The following is a 14,013-nucleotide window of genomic DNA, read 5'->3' on the forward strand; positions in this document are numbered from 1 at the left end:
CCCCGGTCAGCCGGGGAAAGTGCCAGCCAGCTCACCGCACCGGCCGCAGCGCGACGAGCCACCGCCGGCGGGGGTGCTCGGTGGGCGTCCACAGCAGGCGCTCGGCCGGCGACCACGACAGGTCCTCGGGACCCATGGGGGCCGCGGCCACGGTGCGCCGCCAACCGCGGGCGTCGTGGGAGCGCGCGGTCACGAGGCTCCCGGGCAGCCACCCGCCGTGCGACGTCGTCACGTGCAGCCGGCCGTCGACGGACGCGACGCCCTGCATCCCCTTCACGCCGGTGTCGACGACCTCGGTGGCCCGCGTGAGCGCGGCGTCCTCGGTCGATCCCGCCGGGAGGCCGTCGTCGGCGAGCGGGAAGCGCGCGATGCGGGTCGACTTCTCGCCGCGCCCGTACTCACCCACCACCAGCGACCGCGTCCCGGTGTCGAGCGACAGGAACGACCAGCGCAGCTTCTCCGTGCCCTCGTCCGCGCCGCCGCGGTGGTCGACGCGGGTCGGGAGCACCCAGCGGTACCCGAACGCCGTGTCCCGCTCGCCGTCCCCCAGGTGCACGAGGTCGTCGAGGTGCGTCGAGACGCAGCCCTTCCCCGTGGCGGCGACGTGCAGCCACGACCCCGACCAGACGACGCCCCCCGCGTGGACCGGCACGGGCTCGTGGCCGACGGTGCCGTCGTCGCGGCGTACCGGCTTGACGAGCAGCACGTGCCGGTAGGCGCCGGTGTCGAGGTCGAGGAACGTCAGCCGCGCGCCCTGCTTTACCGTGCCGCCGGGGCCGGGGACCGGCTTCGCGTACGACGACACCACCGCCACTCGCCGTCCCGCGATGCCGTCCGGGACCGTGCCGAGCCCGGTCGCGTCGACCGTCGTCGACACCCCCTGCGGCCACCACTCGTTGCGGCGGTCCTCCGCGTCCCAGCCCCACGCGGTGGCGACGCGGCGGCCGAGGAGGCGGGGTACGACGCTGCGGTGCGCCCGGCGGTCGAGGTCGCCGAGCAGGGCCGCGAGCCCGGGACGGGTGCCGATCCGGGCGGCGAGCCCGGCGACCAGGGGCTCGCGGGAGGACGTGCGGCGGACGTGGAGCGCGGCGGTCATCCCTCGACGCTACGGACCGGGTCCAGAATGGAGCCGTGCGCGCCATCTTCTTCGACCCGGACGCCGCCGACGCCGCCGTGGCGCGGCTCCGGCGTGACGGCTACGAGGCCGCGGTCGAGCGCGAGCGGCTGGCCGGCGAGGACGACGACGAGGACCACCCCTGGGCCGTGGTGAGCGACGCGCCGTCGTTCGTGCTCGAGGTCGTGTGCGACGACCTCGACGGATGGTTCGATGCCGAGGAGGAGCAGCCCGTGGCGCCGCCCCCGCCGCTCGTCCTGCCCACGGCCCCGAAGCGGATCAAGCGCCCGCAGCAGTGATGTCGGTGCCGCGCCGTACGCTCGCCCCGTGACCAACCAGCACCTCCTGCTCGTGCACGCCCACCCCGACGACGAGACGATCGGCAACGGCGCCACGATGGCGAAGTACGTCGCGGAGGGCCGCGGCGTGACCCTCGTGACCTGCACCGGCGGCGAGATGGGCGAGGTGCTCGTCCCCGAGCTCGAGCACCTGGCCGCCGACCGCGACGACACGCTGGGGGAGCACCGTCGGGGCGAGCTCGCCGCCGCGATGGCGATCCTCGGCGTCACGGACCACCGCTACCTGGGCGGGTTCGGGCGCTACCGCGACTCCGGCATGAAGTGGCACCCCGACGGCCACGCGATCGCCGCCGACGAGACCGACGAGCGGGCGTTCGCCAACGCCGACCTCACCGAGGCGGCCGACCACCTCGTCGCGATCATCCGCGAGGTCCGTCCGCAGGTGCTGGTCACCTACGACCAGTTCGGGGGCTACGGCCACCCCGACCACATCCAGGCGCACCGGGTGGCGACCTACGCCGCGGCGCTCGCCGCCGTGCCGTCCTACCGTCGTGACCTGGGCGAGGCGCACGACATCGCGAAGATCTACTGGAGCGCGATGTCGGCGAGCCAGTTCCGCGACGGCCTCCGCAAGCTCCGCGCCGCCGGGGACACGACCACGTTCGAGGGCATGGACCCGGAGGGCCCGATGCCGATGACGTCGCCCGACGCCGACATCGCGTGCCGGGTCGACGCGACCGACTTCGCCGAGACGAAGATGGACGCGATGCGCGCCCACGCCACCCAGATCACGGTCGACGGCCCCTTCTTCGCCCTCTCCAACAACCTCGGCAACGCGATCTGGGGCGTCGAGCACTACCGGATCGCCAAGGGCGAGGTGGGCCCGGTCGACGCCGACGGGTGGGAGACCGACCTGTTCGCCGGGCTGTGACGCTCGCGCTGCGCATCGCGCTCGGCCTCGGCCTCGTGCTGGCCGGGGCGATGAGCGGCCTGGCCTCCGTCGTCGTCGGCGGGCACTGGTGGGGCGTCGGGCTCGCCGCGGTGACCGCAGCCGCCGTGTTCGTGGCGCTCCCGCGCACCCGGCTCGCCTGGTGCTCCTTCGCCGCCGGCTGGGCCGCGATGCTGCTCCTCGTCATGGAGGGCCGCCCCGAGGGTGACTTCGCCGTGGCGAGCAACGGGAAGGGCTACGGGATCCTCGTGCTCGGCTTCCTGGTCGCCCTCGCGGGGGTGGTCGCGCTGGCCGGCGGTCTCGACCGCCGTCCGACGGGGGAGCGGCCCGACCCTCCGAAGGGGTGAACGGGGTGCACGGAGTCGGCGCACCGACCCGGCATACCTAGGATGACGCCCGTGACTGACGCTGACGAGCCCACCGACCGGCCCGACGCCGGGTTCGAGGGCGGTGACACCGCCGAGCGCCCTGCCGTGCGGCCGTCCGCGTCGGACCCGGAGGGTGCGCCCGACACGGAGCGCCTCTCCCTGATGGATCCCGACGAGCCGACGGAGGAGCCGGTGGCGGAGCAGCGCCGTACGGGCCGGGTCGTGGCCCTCTCCGCGCTGGCGCTCGTGCTCCTGGCCGCGGGCCTGTACGTCGCGGCCTACGCGGTCGCGGGCGACAAGGTCGCCCGGGGCACGACCGTGGCCGGTGTCGACATCGGCGGCCTGACGCAGGCGGAGGCGGAGCAGGAGCTCGAGGACGGCCTGGCCGACCGCGTGCAGCGTCCGATCTCCGTGACGGTGGCCGACTCGGAGCTCTCCGACGAGCTCGACCCGGCGGCGGCGGGCCTCGAGGTCGACTACGCGGCGTCGGTCGCCGCCGCCGGGGGCGAGCGCAGCTGGGCGCCGCGGCGGCTGTGGGACTACTTCACGGGCGGCGAGGAGCTGCCCGCCGTGGTGGACGCGGACGACGCCGCCGTCGAGGAGTTCCTCGCCGGTCTCGAGGAGGCGGCCGGCCAGCCGCCCGTCGAGGGTGCGATCGCCTTCGCCGACGGCCAGCCGGTCGTCACCGACCCGATGCCGGGTCGGGGGTTCGAGCGGGACGAGGCGGTCCCGGCCCTCCAGGACGCCCTGACGTCCGAGGACGGAACCGTCGAGCTGACCCTGGCCGACGTCGAGCCGACCATCGGCGCGGAGGAGATCGAGACCGCGCTGGCGACCTTCGCGGAGCCGGCCATGTCGGGCCCCGTGACGCTCGTGTTCGGCGAGACGCCGGTCGAGCTGGACCCGGTGGACTACGCGCCGGCCGTGTCCATGGTCGCCGAGGACGGCGCCCTGGTGGGGCGTGTCGACGGCTCCGTGCTGAGGGACCTGGTCGACGACCGCGTGGGAGACCCGGGCCGTCCCGTCGACGCCACCGTCGTCATCGAGAACGGCGAGCCGGTCGTCGTGCCCGCCGAGCCCGGTGTGGACTTCCTGCCCGAGACGCTGGCGTCGGTCTTCACCGAGATCGTGACCGCCCCCGAGGGCAGCCGAGAGGGCAACGTCGAGGCGGAGGCCGTCGAGCCCGAGTTCACGACCGCCGACGCGGAGGCCCTCGGCATCGTCGAGGAGGTCAGCGAGTTCACGACCTACTACCCCCACGCGCCGTACCGGAACACCAACATCGGCCGCGCCGCCGAGCTGATCGACGGCACCGTGCTCAAGCCCGGCGACGTCTTCTCGCTCAACGGCATCGTGGGGGAGCGCACCTACGAGAACGGCTTCACCGACGGCTTCATCATCTCCAACGGCATCTTCCGCTCCGAGCCCGGCGGCGGCGTCTCGCAGATGGCGACGACGACGTTCAACGCGGCCTACTTCGCCGGCCTCAAGGACGTCGAGCACAAGCCCCACTCGCTCTACATCGACCGCTACCCGGAGGGTCGCGAGGCCACCGTGGCGTGGCCGACGGTGGACCTGAAGTTCGAGAACGACACCGATTACGGCGTCCTCGTCCAGGCTGTCCTCAGCCCCAGCTCGCCCGGCAACCGCGGCTCCATCACGGTGCGCATGTGGTCCACGAAGGTGTGGGACATCGAGTCGGACGTCTCGGGCCGCTACGCCGTCACGAGCTCGAGCACCCGCACCCTCGACACGGCGGACTGCGAGCCCCAGAGCGGGTCGAGCGGCTTCTCCGTCGACTACGACCGGATCTTCCGGAAGCCGGGCTCGGACGAGATCGTGCGCACCGAGGACTTCAGCTGGACCTACAGCCCGACCCCGACGATCCGCTGCGTCTCGCCGGAGCCGGAGCCGACCCCGCCGCCGGTCGAGCAGGCCGACCCGGTCGAGCCGGGCGAGGCGGGCACGGGCGGCTGACGCCCGCCCCGCTCCTGCCGCGGGCCGTCCACCGTCAACCGGGCGGCGCGAGGTACGTCGCCGTGTGGTGGTCCTCGAACCCGAGGCCCGCGTAGAGCGCGAGCGCCGGCGCGTTCGTCGTCAGCACGTGGAGCACGACGGTGGTGACGCCGCGCCCGGCGACCTCGCCGAGCAGCGCCGCGACGACGCGTCGCGCCATCCCCGAGCGTCGGTACGCCGCGTCCGTCCGCACGTCGTGCACGCACGCCCAGTCGCCGCGCAGGTCGGCGAGCCCGGTCGCGATCCGGGCGCCGTCGGCGGTCACCGAGGCCCGCACCCGCTCGACGTCGGGGGCCGCGCCGTCGACGGGCCCGCGCTCGGTCACGACGTCGTCCGCGGTCGCGCCGAGCGCACGCCTGATCCGGGCGACCGACCCGACCTGCACGGCGACGGCGTGTCCCGTGAAGTCCGCCGGTTCCGTCCAGCCCGCGCCCCGCAGCGCCGCCTCCTCGGCCGAGCCGACAGGGACGCACAGCTCGGGGTGGCGGTCGCGCGCGGCGTACCAGCGCTCGACGGCTTCCAGCGCCTCGGCGAGCGGGCGGTCGGGGCTCCCGTACGCGAGCACGGAGTTCGCGCGTCGCCGCACGCGTCCCTCGTGCGGCGGCGAGACCTGGAGGAGCCAGTCGCCCATCGTCGCGGTCTCGCCGGGCCACAGCCCCCGCACGCGTCGCTGCACCTCACCGCCCGGCACGCGCTGGAGCCGGCTGGCGCGGGGCGGGACGGGCTTGCCCGAGACGATGAGCGCGTGCGGGACGGTGACGGCGGTGCCGTCCTCGCGCCGTACGACGAGGTCGGGCCACCACGCCTCCGCCACGCCCAGCAGGTCGGTGAACGCGGGCCCCCCGGTCGGGCCGGTCTCGCCGGGGACGAGTCGGCGCACGACGATGCGGGTACCGACGACGTGCGGGCCGAGGCCGTGCGCGCCGGTGACGGGTGCTCCGCCGCTCACACCGCTGCTCACATCCTGGGGTTCGTCGGGGGAGGTCACCTCGCGGATACTAGGCTGGCGGCCGCGCGTGATCCGCGCCCGCTGCATCCCGCTCGACCCCGCTCCACCAAGGCACGACCACGTGCCCCGTGACTCCAGGAGGACCCCGAGATGACGTACGTCGTCGCCCAGCCGTGTGTGGACGTCAAGGACCGCGCGTGCGTCGACGAGTGTCCGGTCGACTGCATCTACGAGGGCAACCGGATGCTCTACATCCACCCCGACGAGTGCGTCGACTGCGGCGCGTGCGAGCCGGTCTGCCCGGTGGAGGCCATCTACTACGAGGACGACACCCCGGAGGAGTGGAAGGAGTACTACACGGCCAACGTGAACTTCTTCGACGACCTGGGCTCGCCCGGCGGCGCGGCCAAGATGGGCGTGATCGAGGCCGACCACCCCTTCATCGCCGCCCTGCCGCCCCAGAACCAGGAGTGAGCGCCCCGGCGCGCCGCGCCGTCTCCTCGCTCCTGCCGGACTTCCCCTGGGACGGTCTGGTGGAGCACGCGGAGCGCGCGCGGTCGCACCCCGACGGCATCGTCGACCTCTCCATCGGTACGCCGGTGGACCCGACCCCCGAGGTCGCGCAGGCCGCCCTGGCCGCAGCCGCCGACGCGCCGGGCTACCCGACCACGATCGGCATCCCGGCCGTGCGTCAGGCGGCGATCGACTGGCTGGCGCGCAACCACGGCGTCACGGGCCTCGGCCTCGACGGCGTGCTGCCCGTGGTGGGCTCCAAGGAGCTGATCGCGGCGCTGCCGCTGCACCTCGGCATCGGCCCGGGCGACCTCGTGGTGCTGCCGGAGGTGGCCTACCCGACGTACGAGGTCGGCGCCGCCCTCGCCGGCGCCGAGTCGCTCGCGACCGACTCGCTGACGGCGATCGGGCCGCGGGTGCCGTCGCTGCTCTACCTGAACAGCCCGTCCAACCCGACCGGGCGCGTGCTGCCCCCGGCCCACCTGCGCAAGGTCGTCGAGTGGTGCCGCGAGCGCGGGGTGCTGCTGGTCAGCGACGAGTGCTACATCGAGAACAGCTGGGAGGGCCCCGTCACGTCGGTGCTCCACCCGGACGTCTCCGGCGGCTCCCACGAGGGCGTCATCGCCATCCACTCGCTGTCGAAGCGGTCCAACCTGGCCGGTTACCGCTGCGCCTTCGTCGCCGGCGACCCCGCGGTCGTGGGCGAGCTGCTCGCCGTGCGCAAGAACCTCGGCCTCATCATGCCGCTGCCGCAGCAGCACGCGATGATCGCCGCCCTGAGCGACGACGCCCACGCGCTGGAGCAGCACGGCCGGTACGCCGCCCGCCGCGCCCGCCTGCGCTCCGCCCTCGAGCGGGCCGGGTTCCGGATCGACCACTCGGAGGCGTCGCTCTACCTGTGGTCGACCCGCGGCGAGGACGCCTGGGACACCGTCGCCTGGCTCGCCGAGCGCGGGATCCTCGTGGCGCCCGGGTCGTTCTACGGCGCCGCCGGGCGCCAGCACGTGCGCGTCGCGTTCACCGCGACCGACGAGCGCATCGACGCCGCCGCGGCGCGGTTGGGCTGAGGTCGGTCGCGCTGGGGCCTCGGGGGCCCGGGGCTCGCCCCGGGGGCCTGAAATGTGCGGTTGGGTCAGGTCTGGTTGCGCCGGGCCTGTCCCAACTGCCCATTTCTGGGCTGGTGGGGCGGTGCCTGGTGGGTGGGGCCTGGGCCGGCTGGGGAACTGTGCGGTTGGGGTGGTCCTGAGCGCGCCGGACCTGTCCCAGCTGCCCATTTCTGCACCGCTGGCCCGATGCCCCTGGCGAGCGGCAACTGGCCGTTGGTCCCGGCGAATCCATCGGCCAAGGCCGGGCCTCCAGGGCGGCGCCAGGGGCCTCACAAACTGTGCGCTTGGGGTGGTCCTGAGCGCGTCGGGCACTCCCCAGCTGCACACTTCGTGGCCCAAGGGGCCGGGCCGCCGCCCCGCCCTACGCCGCCTCGTGCCCGTCGCCCTCGTGCCCGTCGCGCCCGGACTCCTCAGCACCACCGACCGGAGCCTCGCCCCCGGCCGGGCTCCGTCGCGTGTTGGTGCGCGGCGCCCAGCGCGTACTGAGCCACGCCCGTCCGGCGGGGGTCTCGCCGCTGGTGCGGAGCATCCGCCACCACGTCAGCACCCGCCGCTGGTCGTGGGGGAGGTCCGCCGCGTCGTACAGCTCCCGCGCCAGCTGTTGCGACCGTTCCCCGAGGTCGTCGCGCGTGACCGCGATCCGCCCCCACCCCTCCGACCTGAGTCGTCGGTCGCGACGCAACCCGTCGGCGTACGCCTCCTTCTCGCGGTGGCCGGCGCCGTCGTACTCCACCAGCGTCCTCGTGCCCCTGACCCACAGGTCGCCGCGCGCGACAAGGCCGCCGTCGTCGGTCCGTACCTCGTGCTGCGCCACCACCGGTATCCGCAGCGTGCGGCACAGCGCCCCGAGCGTGACTTCCGGCGCCGACTCCGCCCGACCGGGATCGACCACCAGCGCGAGTGCCTCGCGGAGCCGCGCCGCCCCCCGTGCGCCGGCCCGCGCAGCCGCCGCCTCGACCTCCGCGACCGTCACGCCGGCGCCGTCCTCCTGCGGCCGGAGCGCACCACCGACGACGATGGCGAGATCGAGCGGACCCAGCACGCGACCGCAGTCGAGCAGCGTCTGCAGCGGTGCCGCCAGCCGAAGGTCACCGACCCGTTCGACCGGGGGCGCCTCGACCGCACGGATCAAGCGGACCCCTGGCCGCCGCGCCTGCCCGGACCCGACCTTCGTGGTGGCGAAGACCGGTACGTCGTCGGGGACCCTCGGCAGCCACCACCCCCGCACCCGCGCCGCGGTCAGCCCGGTCAGCACCGCGTCTTCCGGCAACGCCTCCTGGAACCCCCGCAGGTCCAGCAGGTCGGGCTCCTCCGCGTCGGACCGGCGGTGGACACCGCGCGTCACCCGCCCCCACCCGGACAGCCGGACACGCCCCCGGCGCAGGTCGTCCGGGAGGTCGGGTGGGGGATCAGCTGTCGTGGACACGGGTACGACGCTGCCTCACCCTCACGGCCTCAGGAGTCTCTCGGACGACGCCTGTGGACGGGCCGGTCCGACCCCGCGCATGGGGACAGCCAGCGGGCCGATGCCCGAGGACGGTGGTGCCGGAGGTCGGCCCGCCGCAGAACTGGGACGTTGGGACAGCCCGGTGTCGATCCGGCCGACCCCAGCTGAACATTTCCCGAGCCAGGGTCGAACCCGGTGCCGCTCGCCCCCAGAACTGGGACGTTGGGACAGGCCCGAGCGGCTCAACCCCGTCCCAACTGAACATTTCGCGCCCGGCCCCGGCGGCGAGCCCACGCCCAAAGCCCACCCACCCCACCCCATCTCACCCACCGAACACCGGTCCCACCATCCGGACGCGGAATTCGCGCCCACCCAGCATCCGCCTACATTGGGCGACGTGTTCACGACCTTGCTGACGAAGCGACGCGCAGTCGACCACTGCCGCGTGCGCTCCGCCCTGTGTCGCTGCTCCTGACCGACCGCCGACGCTCGTCGCGTCGAGGCACGTCCACGCCCTCCGGGGCCTGAAGACAGCAGCAGTCCGAACCCACCGTCAGGAACACCATGTCCACCGACTCCCTCGCCGTGCGCGCCGGCGCCACGGCCGGCATCGACCCCCGCGGCCCGCAGTTCGCGGCCGGCATCACGTCGGTCGTCCTCGCGGTGGCGCTCCTCCTGGGCGACAGCGACATCGCCCTGGTGCTGCTCGGCCTCCAGGCCGCGGTCTTCGCGGTCGGGGCGGCGGCGGGGCCGCAGCACGCGCCGTACGGCTGGTTGTTCCGCACCCTCGTCCGCCCGCGACTGGAGCCGCCCACCGAGCTCGAGGACCCGGCGCCGCCGCGCTTCGCCCAGGCCGTGGGCCTGGGGTTCGTCGTGGTCGCCCTGGCGGCGTACCTGCTCGGGGCGACCCTCGTCGGCCAGGTGGCCGTGGGGTTCGCCCTCGTCGCGGCCCTGCTGAACGCGGTCTTCGCGTTCTGCCTGGGCTGCGAGGTCTACCTGCTGCTCAAGCGCGCCACCGCCTGAGCGCCCGGCCCACCACCGCACCACCCACCCGACGTCCAGCACCACAACCGAAAGGCACCAACCATGAGCCGCGAGTCCGCACTCGTCTCCACGCAGTGGGTCGAGGACAACCTCGACACCGACGGCATCGTCGTCGTCGAGGTCGACGAGGACACCACGTCCTACGACAAGGGCCACATCCGTGGCGCCGTGAAGCTGGACTGGACGACCGAGCTGCAGGACCAGGTCCGCCGCGACTTCGTCAACAAGCAGCAGTTCGAGGAGCTCCTGTCCCGCAAGGGCATCTCCAACGACGACCTGGTGCTGCTCTACGGCGGCAACAACAACTGGTTCGCGGCCTACGCGTTCTGGTACTTCACGCTCTACGGCCACACCAACGTGAAGCTGGTCGACGGCGGCCGGAAGAAGTGGGAGCTCGAGTCCCGCGAGCTGACGAACGAGGTGCCCGAGCGCGCCGCCACGCAGTACGTCGCGCAGGAGCAGGACCGCTCCATCCGCGCCTTCCGTGACGACACCGTCGCCGCCATCGGCGTGCAGAACCTCGTCGACGTGCGCAGCCCCGACGAGTACGCGGGTCGCCTCCTCGCCCCGGCCCACCTCCCGCAGGAGCAGGCCCAGCGCGCCGGTCACGTCCCCACGTCGATCAACGTGCCGTGGAGCAAGAACGTCAACGACGACGGCACCTTCAAGTCGGACGACGAGCTGAAGGCCCTCTACGCCGAGGCCGGCATCGACGACTCGAAGGACACCATCGCGCTCTGCCGCATCGGTGAGCGCTCGTCGCTCACGTGGTTCGTGCTCAAGGAGCTCCTGGGCCACCAGAACGTGAAGAACTACGACGGTTCGTGGACCGAGTACGGCTCCCTCGTGGGCGTGCCCGTGGCCCTCGGCGACGAGCCCGGCGAGGCCTGACATGTGCGGAGCAACGAAGGGCGGCCTCTCCCTCGACGGCGTCAACGTCGCGAAGGAGGCCGTGATCCAGGGCCAGGTGCTGCGCGACGGCGAGCCCGTCGAGAGCGCCTACGTGCGTCTGCTCGACCGCACCGGTGAGTTCACCGCGGAGGTCCCGACCTCCGCGACGGGCCACTTCCGGTTCTTCGCCGGCGACGGCGAGTGGACCCTGCGCACCCTCGCCCCGAAGGCGGAGACCGTGGACCGCACGGTCGTCGCCCGCACCGGCGTGGTCGCCGAGGTCGAGATCGCCATCTGAACCCCAGCCACACCCCGCACCACCCGCACGGGCCCCGGAGCACTGCTCCGGGGCCCGTCGGCGTCTGCCCGCGGGTGCGGTTCACTGGTGCGGTGCCGACCCCCGCCTCCGACCTCGTCGTCGTGCGCCGCGGTGCCCTCGTCGTCCTCGGGATCGTCGCGCCCGTCGTGACGCTGCTCGGTGTCGCCCTGCTGGTCGGCACGGGCGACGGGGTGGTGCTCGTGCCCGGGCTGCTCCTCTGCGTCGCCCTGGCGGGCGGCGTGGCCCAGGAGCGCGCGTACGCCGAGCTCGAGCGCCACCCGCCCGCTCCGACGCTCGTCGTGCTGCGCGGGGGTGAGCCGGCCCTGTTCCTGCCGCGGTACGGCGCGCTCCTCCGCAACGTGACCCGGATGCTGCTCGGCGTCGGCGTGACGCTGCTCGTCGGGGCGGTGCTCGCCCTGGTCGCCGCCCACTGGTTCCTCGCGTCCGTCTGCGGGTTGGCGGGCATCGCGTTCCTCGTGGTCGCCGCCCCGGGCCGCGACACGGCGGGCGGCGTCTGGCTGTCGCCGTACCGGGTCATCGCGGAGCACCTGGGGACGACGTGGGAGGTGCCGTGGACGGCCGTCGCCGGCGTCGAGCCCGGCGACCCGCTCACGGTCGTGCTCCACGAGGGCGCCCGGCCGGTGGTGGACCGCCACGGCCCCCCGGTCCGCTCGTGGCGCGTCCGCCCGCTCACCCTGAGCACGCGACGGCTGGCGGGCGGCGCTGATACCGCGGCGTACGTCGTGGGGCGAGCGGCTGCCGACCCGCGGTTCCGCGCGGGGCTGGGCACGCCGGGGTCGCTGCCGGGCTGAGCCCGTGCGGGCCCAGGCAGCGGCTCAGGCGCCGGGTGCAGCGCCGACGGCGGTGAGGTACGGGCTGGAGGCCAGACCGGTGACGGCGAGGGTCCGCGACAGCTGCACGGGGCCGCCCGGTCGCGCGAACGACGCCGTCACGGTGATGGACAGGGGCAGGAGCCGCGCGAAGCGGAGCTCGAAGTCCTCCGTCCACGTCGTCAGGAGCGGCGCGATGCCGTCCGTGATGGTGCGCTGGAACAGGAAGGACGTGCCGGTGCTGCCGAAGTCGCTGGGCGGCGGGGTGACGGTCCAGCCGGCGAGGTCGGTCGTGTGGTCCGTCCAGGTGGTGGCCCCGCGGGTCACGGGCGTGGTCATGGACAGCAGGGTCGCGATCTGCGGGAACGTGAACTGGACCCGGAGGGAGGCGGGGCCGCCGCCCACGGCGATGTCGAGGGCGAGCGCGGCGGCGTCGGCCGGGGGGTCCCCCTGGAGGGAGTCGGGTCCGTTCGAGAGCGGGTAGACGCCGGCGAAGCTGTCCGAGCGCCAGGTGACGGCGAGGCTGGGCGCGTTCGTGCTCACGGCGTGCGCGGGAGCAGCAGCGACGACGGCGACGGCGGGGGCGCTCCAGGCAGCGGTGCGCAGCAGCGTGCGGCGGGGGAGGGCGGGGTGGGGGGAGGACACGTCGGGAGCGTCACACACGGCGGTGGTTCGCGCGTGAGAACGCCGGGTTTCCCCGGTCACCTGGTCTAGACGCACCCTCAACGTTGCCGCAAGGGAAGCGGTGTTCGCTCAGGCCGCCCTAGCGTCGCGGTGTCGAGACCACGGCGACCCTCGAGGAGCTCCGGTGCGCAGGATGAAGCGGCTGGCCCGCGCGATGCGGTGCCGCCTGAAGTACGGCGACAGCTGTCCGCACCACCCCGACTACCACCCCTGACCCCGCCTCGTGGGGAACGTCACGGGGCCAACTGGTCCAGACGATGTTTCCCGCGAGTAGCCATTGGTGCCACCCTCGGGAGTGATCGGGGGAGGCTCACGCTGGGGGAGGGTTCGGGACCATGGCTGCACGCAGTCCGATCGAGGAACGGCGGCTGCGCAGGGCGCTGCAGTACTCGCTGCTCATCATCTTGTCGATCGTCACGATCGTGCTGTGCTACCTGGCGGTGACGCGCACACCGTAGTAGATCGTCCTGCCGCGGGTGTTCTCCACCGCAGGATCTTCTGCCAGCATGGCGGGATGACTGACACCGTCGTCGACGACCTGCTCATCACCGTCGCCCCCACCGGGGCCGAGACGGCGAAGTCCGACTGTCCCGAGCTGCCCACGACGCTGGACGAGCTCGTCGCGACGGCGAAGGAGTGCGAGGCCGCGGGCGCGGGGTTGATCCACGTCCACGTGCGCGACGCCGACCACCGCCCGACGCTGGACCTCGGGCGCCTGCGCGAGACGGTGACCGCGCTGCGCGAGTCGACGTCGCTCGTCGTGCAGCTCTCGACCGGGGGCTCGGTCCACGACCCGCTCGAGGACCGGCTGCGCGTGCTCGACGCGGCGCCCGACTCGTGCTCGATCACCCTCGGCACGGTCAATTTCGGGGACGACGTCTTCCTCAACCCGTGGCCCTTCGTGCGCGACCTGCACCGCGCTGCCCGGGAGCGGGGCATCGCGCCCGAGTTCGAGCTCTTCGACCTCGGGCACGTCGCCGCCCTGGGGCGGCTGCTCGTCAAGGACGGCCTCCCCGTGGGCGACCGGGTGCACTGCGACCTCGTGATGGGGGTGCCGGGCGGGATGCCGGGCACGGCCGACGCCCTCGTCGCCGCCGTCACCGCGCTGCCGCCACAGGTGACGTCGTGGTCGGCGACGGGCATCGGGCGGACCGCGATGACGGTGGCGATGGCCGCCCTGGCGAAGGGCGGCCACCTCCGCGTCGGCATGGAGGACACGCTCACGTTCGCGCCGGGCGAGCCGGTCGGGAGCAACCGGCGTCTCGTGGAACGGGCGGTGACGCTGGGTGGTCTAGTCCACCGGGCGCCGATGTCGCCGGCGCGGGCGCGGGAGGCCCTGGGGCTGGCTACCGGGCCGTGAGGCGGGCCACGGACTGTGTTAAGTGCGCGTGAACTTCGGCGATCGGCACCGATATTTGCCCAGAGTGGTCCGGAACCCTCCCGGGATGCCCTAGAGTTCGGGGCGGATGGATGAGGGGTTCATC

The 14,013-nt window shown here is 73.8% G+C and carries 16 protein-coding genes; 12 read left to right on the plus strand and 4 right to left on the minus strand.

Going from position 1 to position 14,013, the window contains the following annotated elements:
• Window positions 1-31: 31 nt before the first annotated feature.
• A complete protein-coding gene (locus PIR53_19535) occupies window positions 32-1,096 on the minus strand; it encodes a hypothetical protein (GenBank protein ID WZH52194.1) in 1,065 nt (354 codons plus the stop codon).
• A gap of 35 nt (window positions 1,097-1,131) precedes the next feature.
• Here PIR53_19535 and PIR53_19540 point away from each other — a divergent pair, with 35 nt between their 5' ends.
• From PIR53_19540 to PIR53_19555, 4 genes are read left to right on the plus strand one after another with little or no spacing between them, the layout of a single operon-like run.
• Complete coding sequence (locus PIR53_19540) at window positions 1,132-1,413, plus strand: hypothetical protein (protein WZH52195.1); 282 nt, start codon at window positions 1,132-1,134, stop codon at window positions 1,411-1,413.
• A 28-nt stretch (window positions 1,414-1,441) separates the two neighbouring features.
• The gene (mshB, locus tag PIR53_19545) at window positions 1,442-2,344 is read left to right on the plus strand and encodes an N-acetyl-1-D-myo-inositol-2-amino-2-deoxy-alpha-D-glucopyranoside deacetylase (GenBank protein WZH52196.1); all 903 of its coding nucleotides are present in this window, start codon (window positions 1,442-1,444) and stop codon (window positions 2,342-2,344) included.
• Entirely contained in the window at window positions 2,341-2,709 is a 369-nt protein-coding gene (locus tag PIR53_19550; GenBank protein WZH52197.1) for a hypothetical protein, read from the plus strand. The genes mshB and PIR53_19550 overlap by 4 nt, the downstream gene beginning before the upstream one ends.
• A gap of 51 nt (window positions 2,710-2,760) precedes the next feature.
• Window positions 2,761-4,707 (plus strand): VanW family protein, encoded by a 1,947-nt coding sequence (locus tag PIR53_19555; protein ID WZH52198.1) that lies wholly within the window; start codon window positions 2,761-2,763, stop codon window positions 4,705-4,707.
• Window positions 4,708-4,741: 34 nt separating this feature from the next.
• On the opposite strand, the gene PIR53_19560 is transcribed toward PIR53_19555, so the two are convergent.
• Entirely contained in the window at window positions 4,742-5,695 is a 954-nt protein-coding gene (locus PIR53_19560; protein WZH52199.1) for a GNAT family N-acetyltransferase, read from the minus strand.
• Between the two features lie 150 nt (window positions 5,696-5,845).
• Between PIR53_19560 and PIR53_19565 the strand changes: the two genes are divergently transcribed.
• Together PIR53_19565 and dapC are read left to right on the plus strand one after the other, a co-directional pair.
• On the plus strand, window positions 5,846-6,169 hold the full coding sequence (locus PIR53_19565) for a ferredoxin family protein (GenBank protein ID WZH52200.1): 324 nt from the start codon (window positions 5,846-5,848) through the stop codon (window positions 6,167-6,169).
• Complete coding sequence (dapC, locus tag PIR53_19570; GenBank protein ID WZH52201.1) at window positions 6,166-7,275, plus strand: succinyldiaminopimelate transaminase; 1,110 nt, start codon at window positions 6,166-6,168, stop codon at window positions 7,273-7,275. The genes PIR53_19565 and dapC overlap by 4 nt, the downstream gene beginning before the upstream one ends.
• A gap of 400 nt (window positions 7,276-7,675) precedes the next feature.
• Here the strand turns inward: dapC and PIR53_19575 are convergent, their stop codons facing one another.
• Window positions 7,676-8,740 carry a hypothetical protein gene (locus PIR53_19575; GenBank protein WZH52202.1) on the minus strand — a complete coding sequence of 355 codons (1,065 nt, stop codon included), beginning with the start codon at window positions 8,738-8,740 and terminating at the stop codon, window positions 7,676-7,678.
• A 585-nt stretch (window positions 8,741-9,325) separates the two neighbouring features.
• On the opposite strand from PIR53_19575, the gene PIR53_19580 reads away from it, so the two are divergent.
• The 4 genes from PIR53_19580 (at window position 9,326) to PIR53_19595 (ending at window position 11,827) form a co-directional block, all read left to right on the plus strand.
• Window positions 9,326-9,784, plus strand: coding sequence for a DUF4395 domain-containing protein (locus tag PIR53_19580; protein WZH52203.1), 459 nt, complete (start codon window positions 9,326-9,328; stop codon window positions 9,782-9,784).
• Window positions 9,785-9,847: 63 nt separating this feature from the next.
• Entirely contained in the window at window positions 9,848-10,696 is an 849-nt protein-coding gene (locus PIR53_19585; GenBank protein WZH52204.1) for a sulfurtransferase, read from the plus strand.
• A 1-nt stretch (window position 10,697) separates the two neighbouring features.
• The gene (locus tag PIR53_19590) at window positions 10,698-10,994 is read left to right on the plus strand and encodes a DUF1416 domain-containing protein (protein WZH52205.1); all 297 of its coding nucleotides are present in this window, start codon (window positions 10,698-10,700) and stop codon (window positions 10,992-10,994) included.
• Window positions 10,995-11,086: 92 nt separating this feature from the next.
• Entirely contained in the window at window positions 11,087-11,827 is a 741-nt protein-coding gene (locus tag PIR53_19595; GenBank protein ID WZH52206.1) for a hypothetical protein, read from the plus strand.
• A gap of 24 nt (window positions 11,828-11,851) precedes the next feature.
• Here PIR53_19595 and PIR53_19600 read toward each other — a convergent pair whose 3' ends face one another.
• The gene (locus PIR53_19600; protein WZH52207.1) at window positions 11,852-12,490 is read right to left on the minus strand and encodes a hypothetical protein; all 639 of its coding nucleotides are present in this window, start codon (window positions 12,488-12,490) and stop codon (window positions 11,852-11,854) included.
• A gap of 374 nt (window positions 12,491-12,864) precedes the next feature.
• On the opposite strand from PIR53_19600, the gene PIR53_19605 reads away from it, so the two are divergent.
• Window positions 12,865-12,987 carry a hypothetical protein gene (locus PIR53_19605; protein ID WZH52208.1) on the plus strand — a complete coding sequence of 41 codons (123 nt, stop codon included), beginning with the start codon at window positions 12,865-12,867 and terminating at the stop codon, window positions 12,985-12,987.
• 56 nt (window positions 12,988-13,043) lie between these two features.
• Complete coding sequence (locus tag PIR53_19610) at window positions 13,044-13,889, plus strand: 3-keto-5-aminohexanoate cleavage protein (protein ID WZH52209.1); 846 nt, start codon at window positions 13,044-13,046, stop codon at window positions 13,887-13,889.
• Window positions 13,890-14,013: the final 124 nt, after the last annotated feature.

The sequence above is a fragment of the Nocardioides alkalitolerans genome, from assembly GCA_038184435.1.
Taxonomy (GTDB): domain Bacteria; phylum Actinomycetota; class Actinomycetes; order Propionibacteriales; family Nocardioidaceae; genus Nocardioides; species Nocardioides alkalitolerans_A.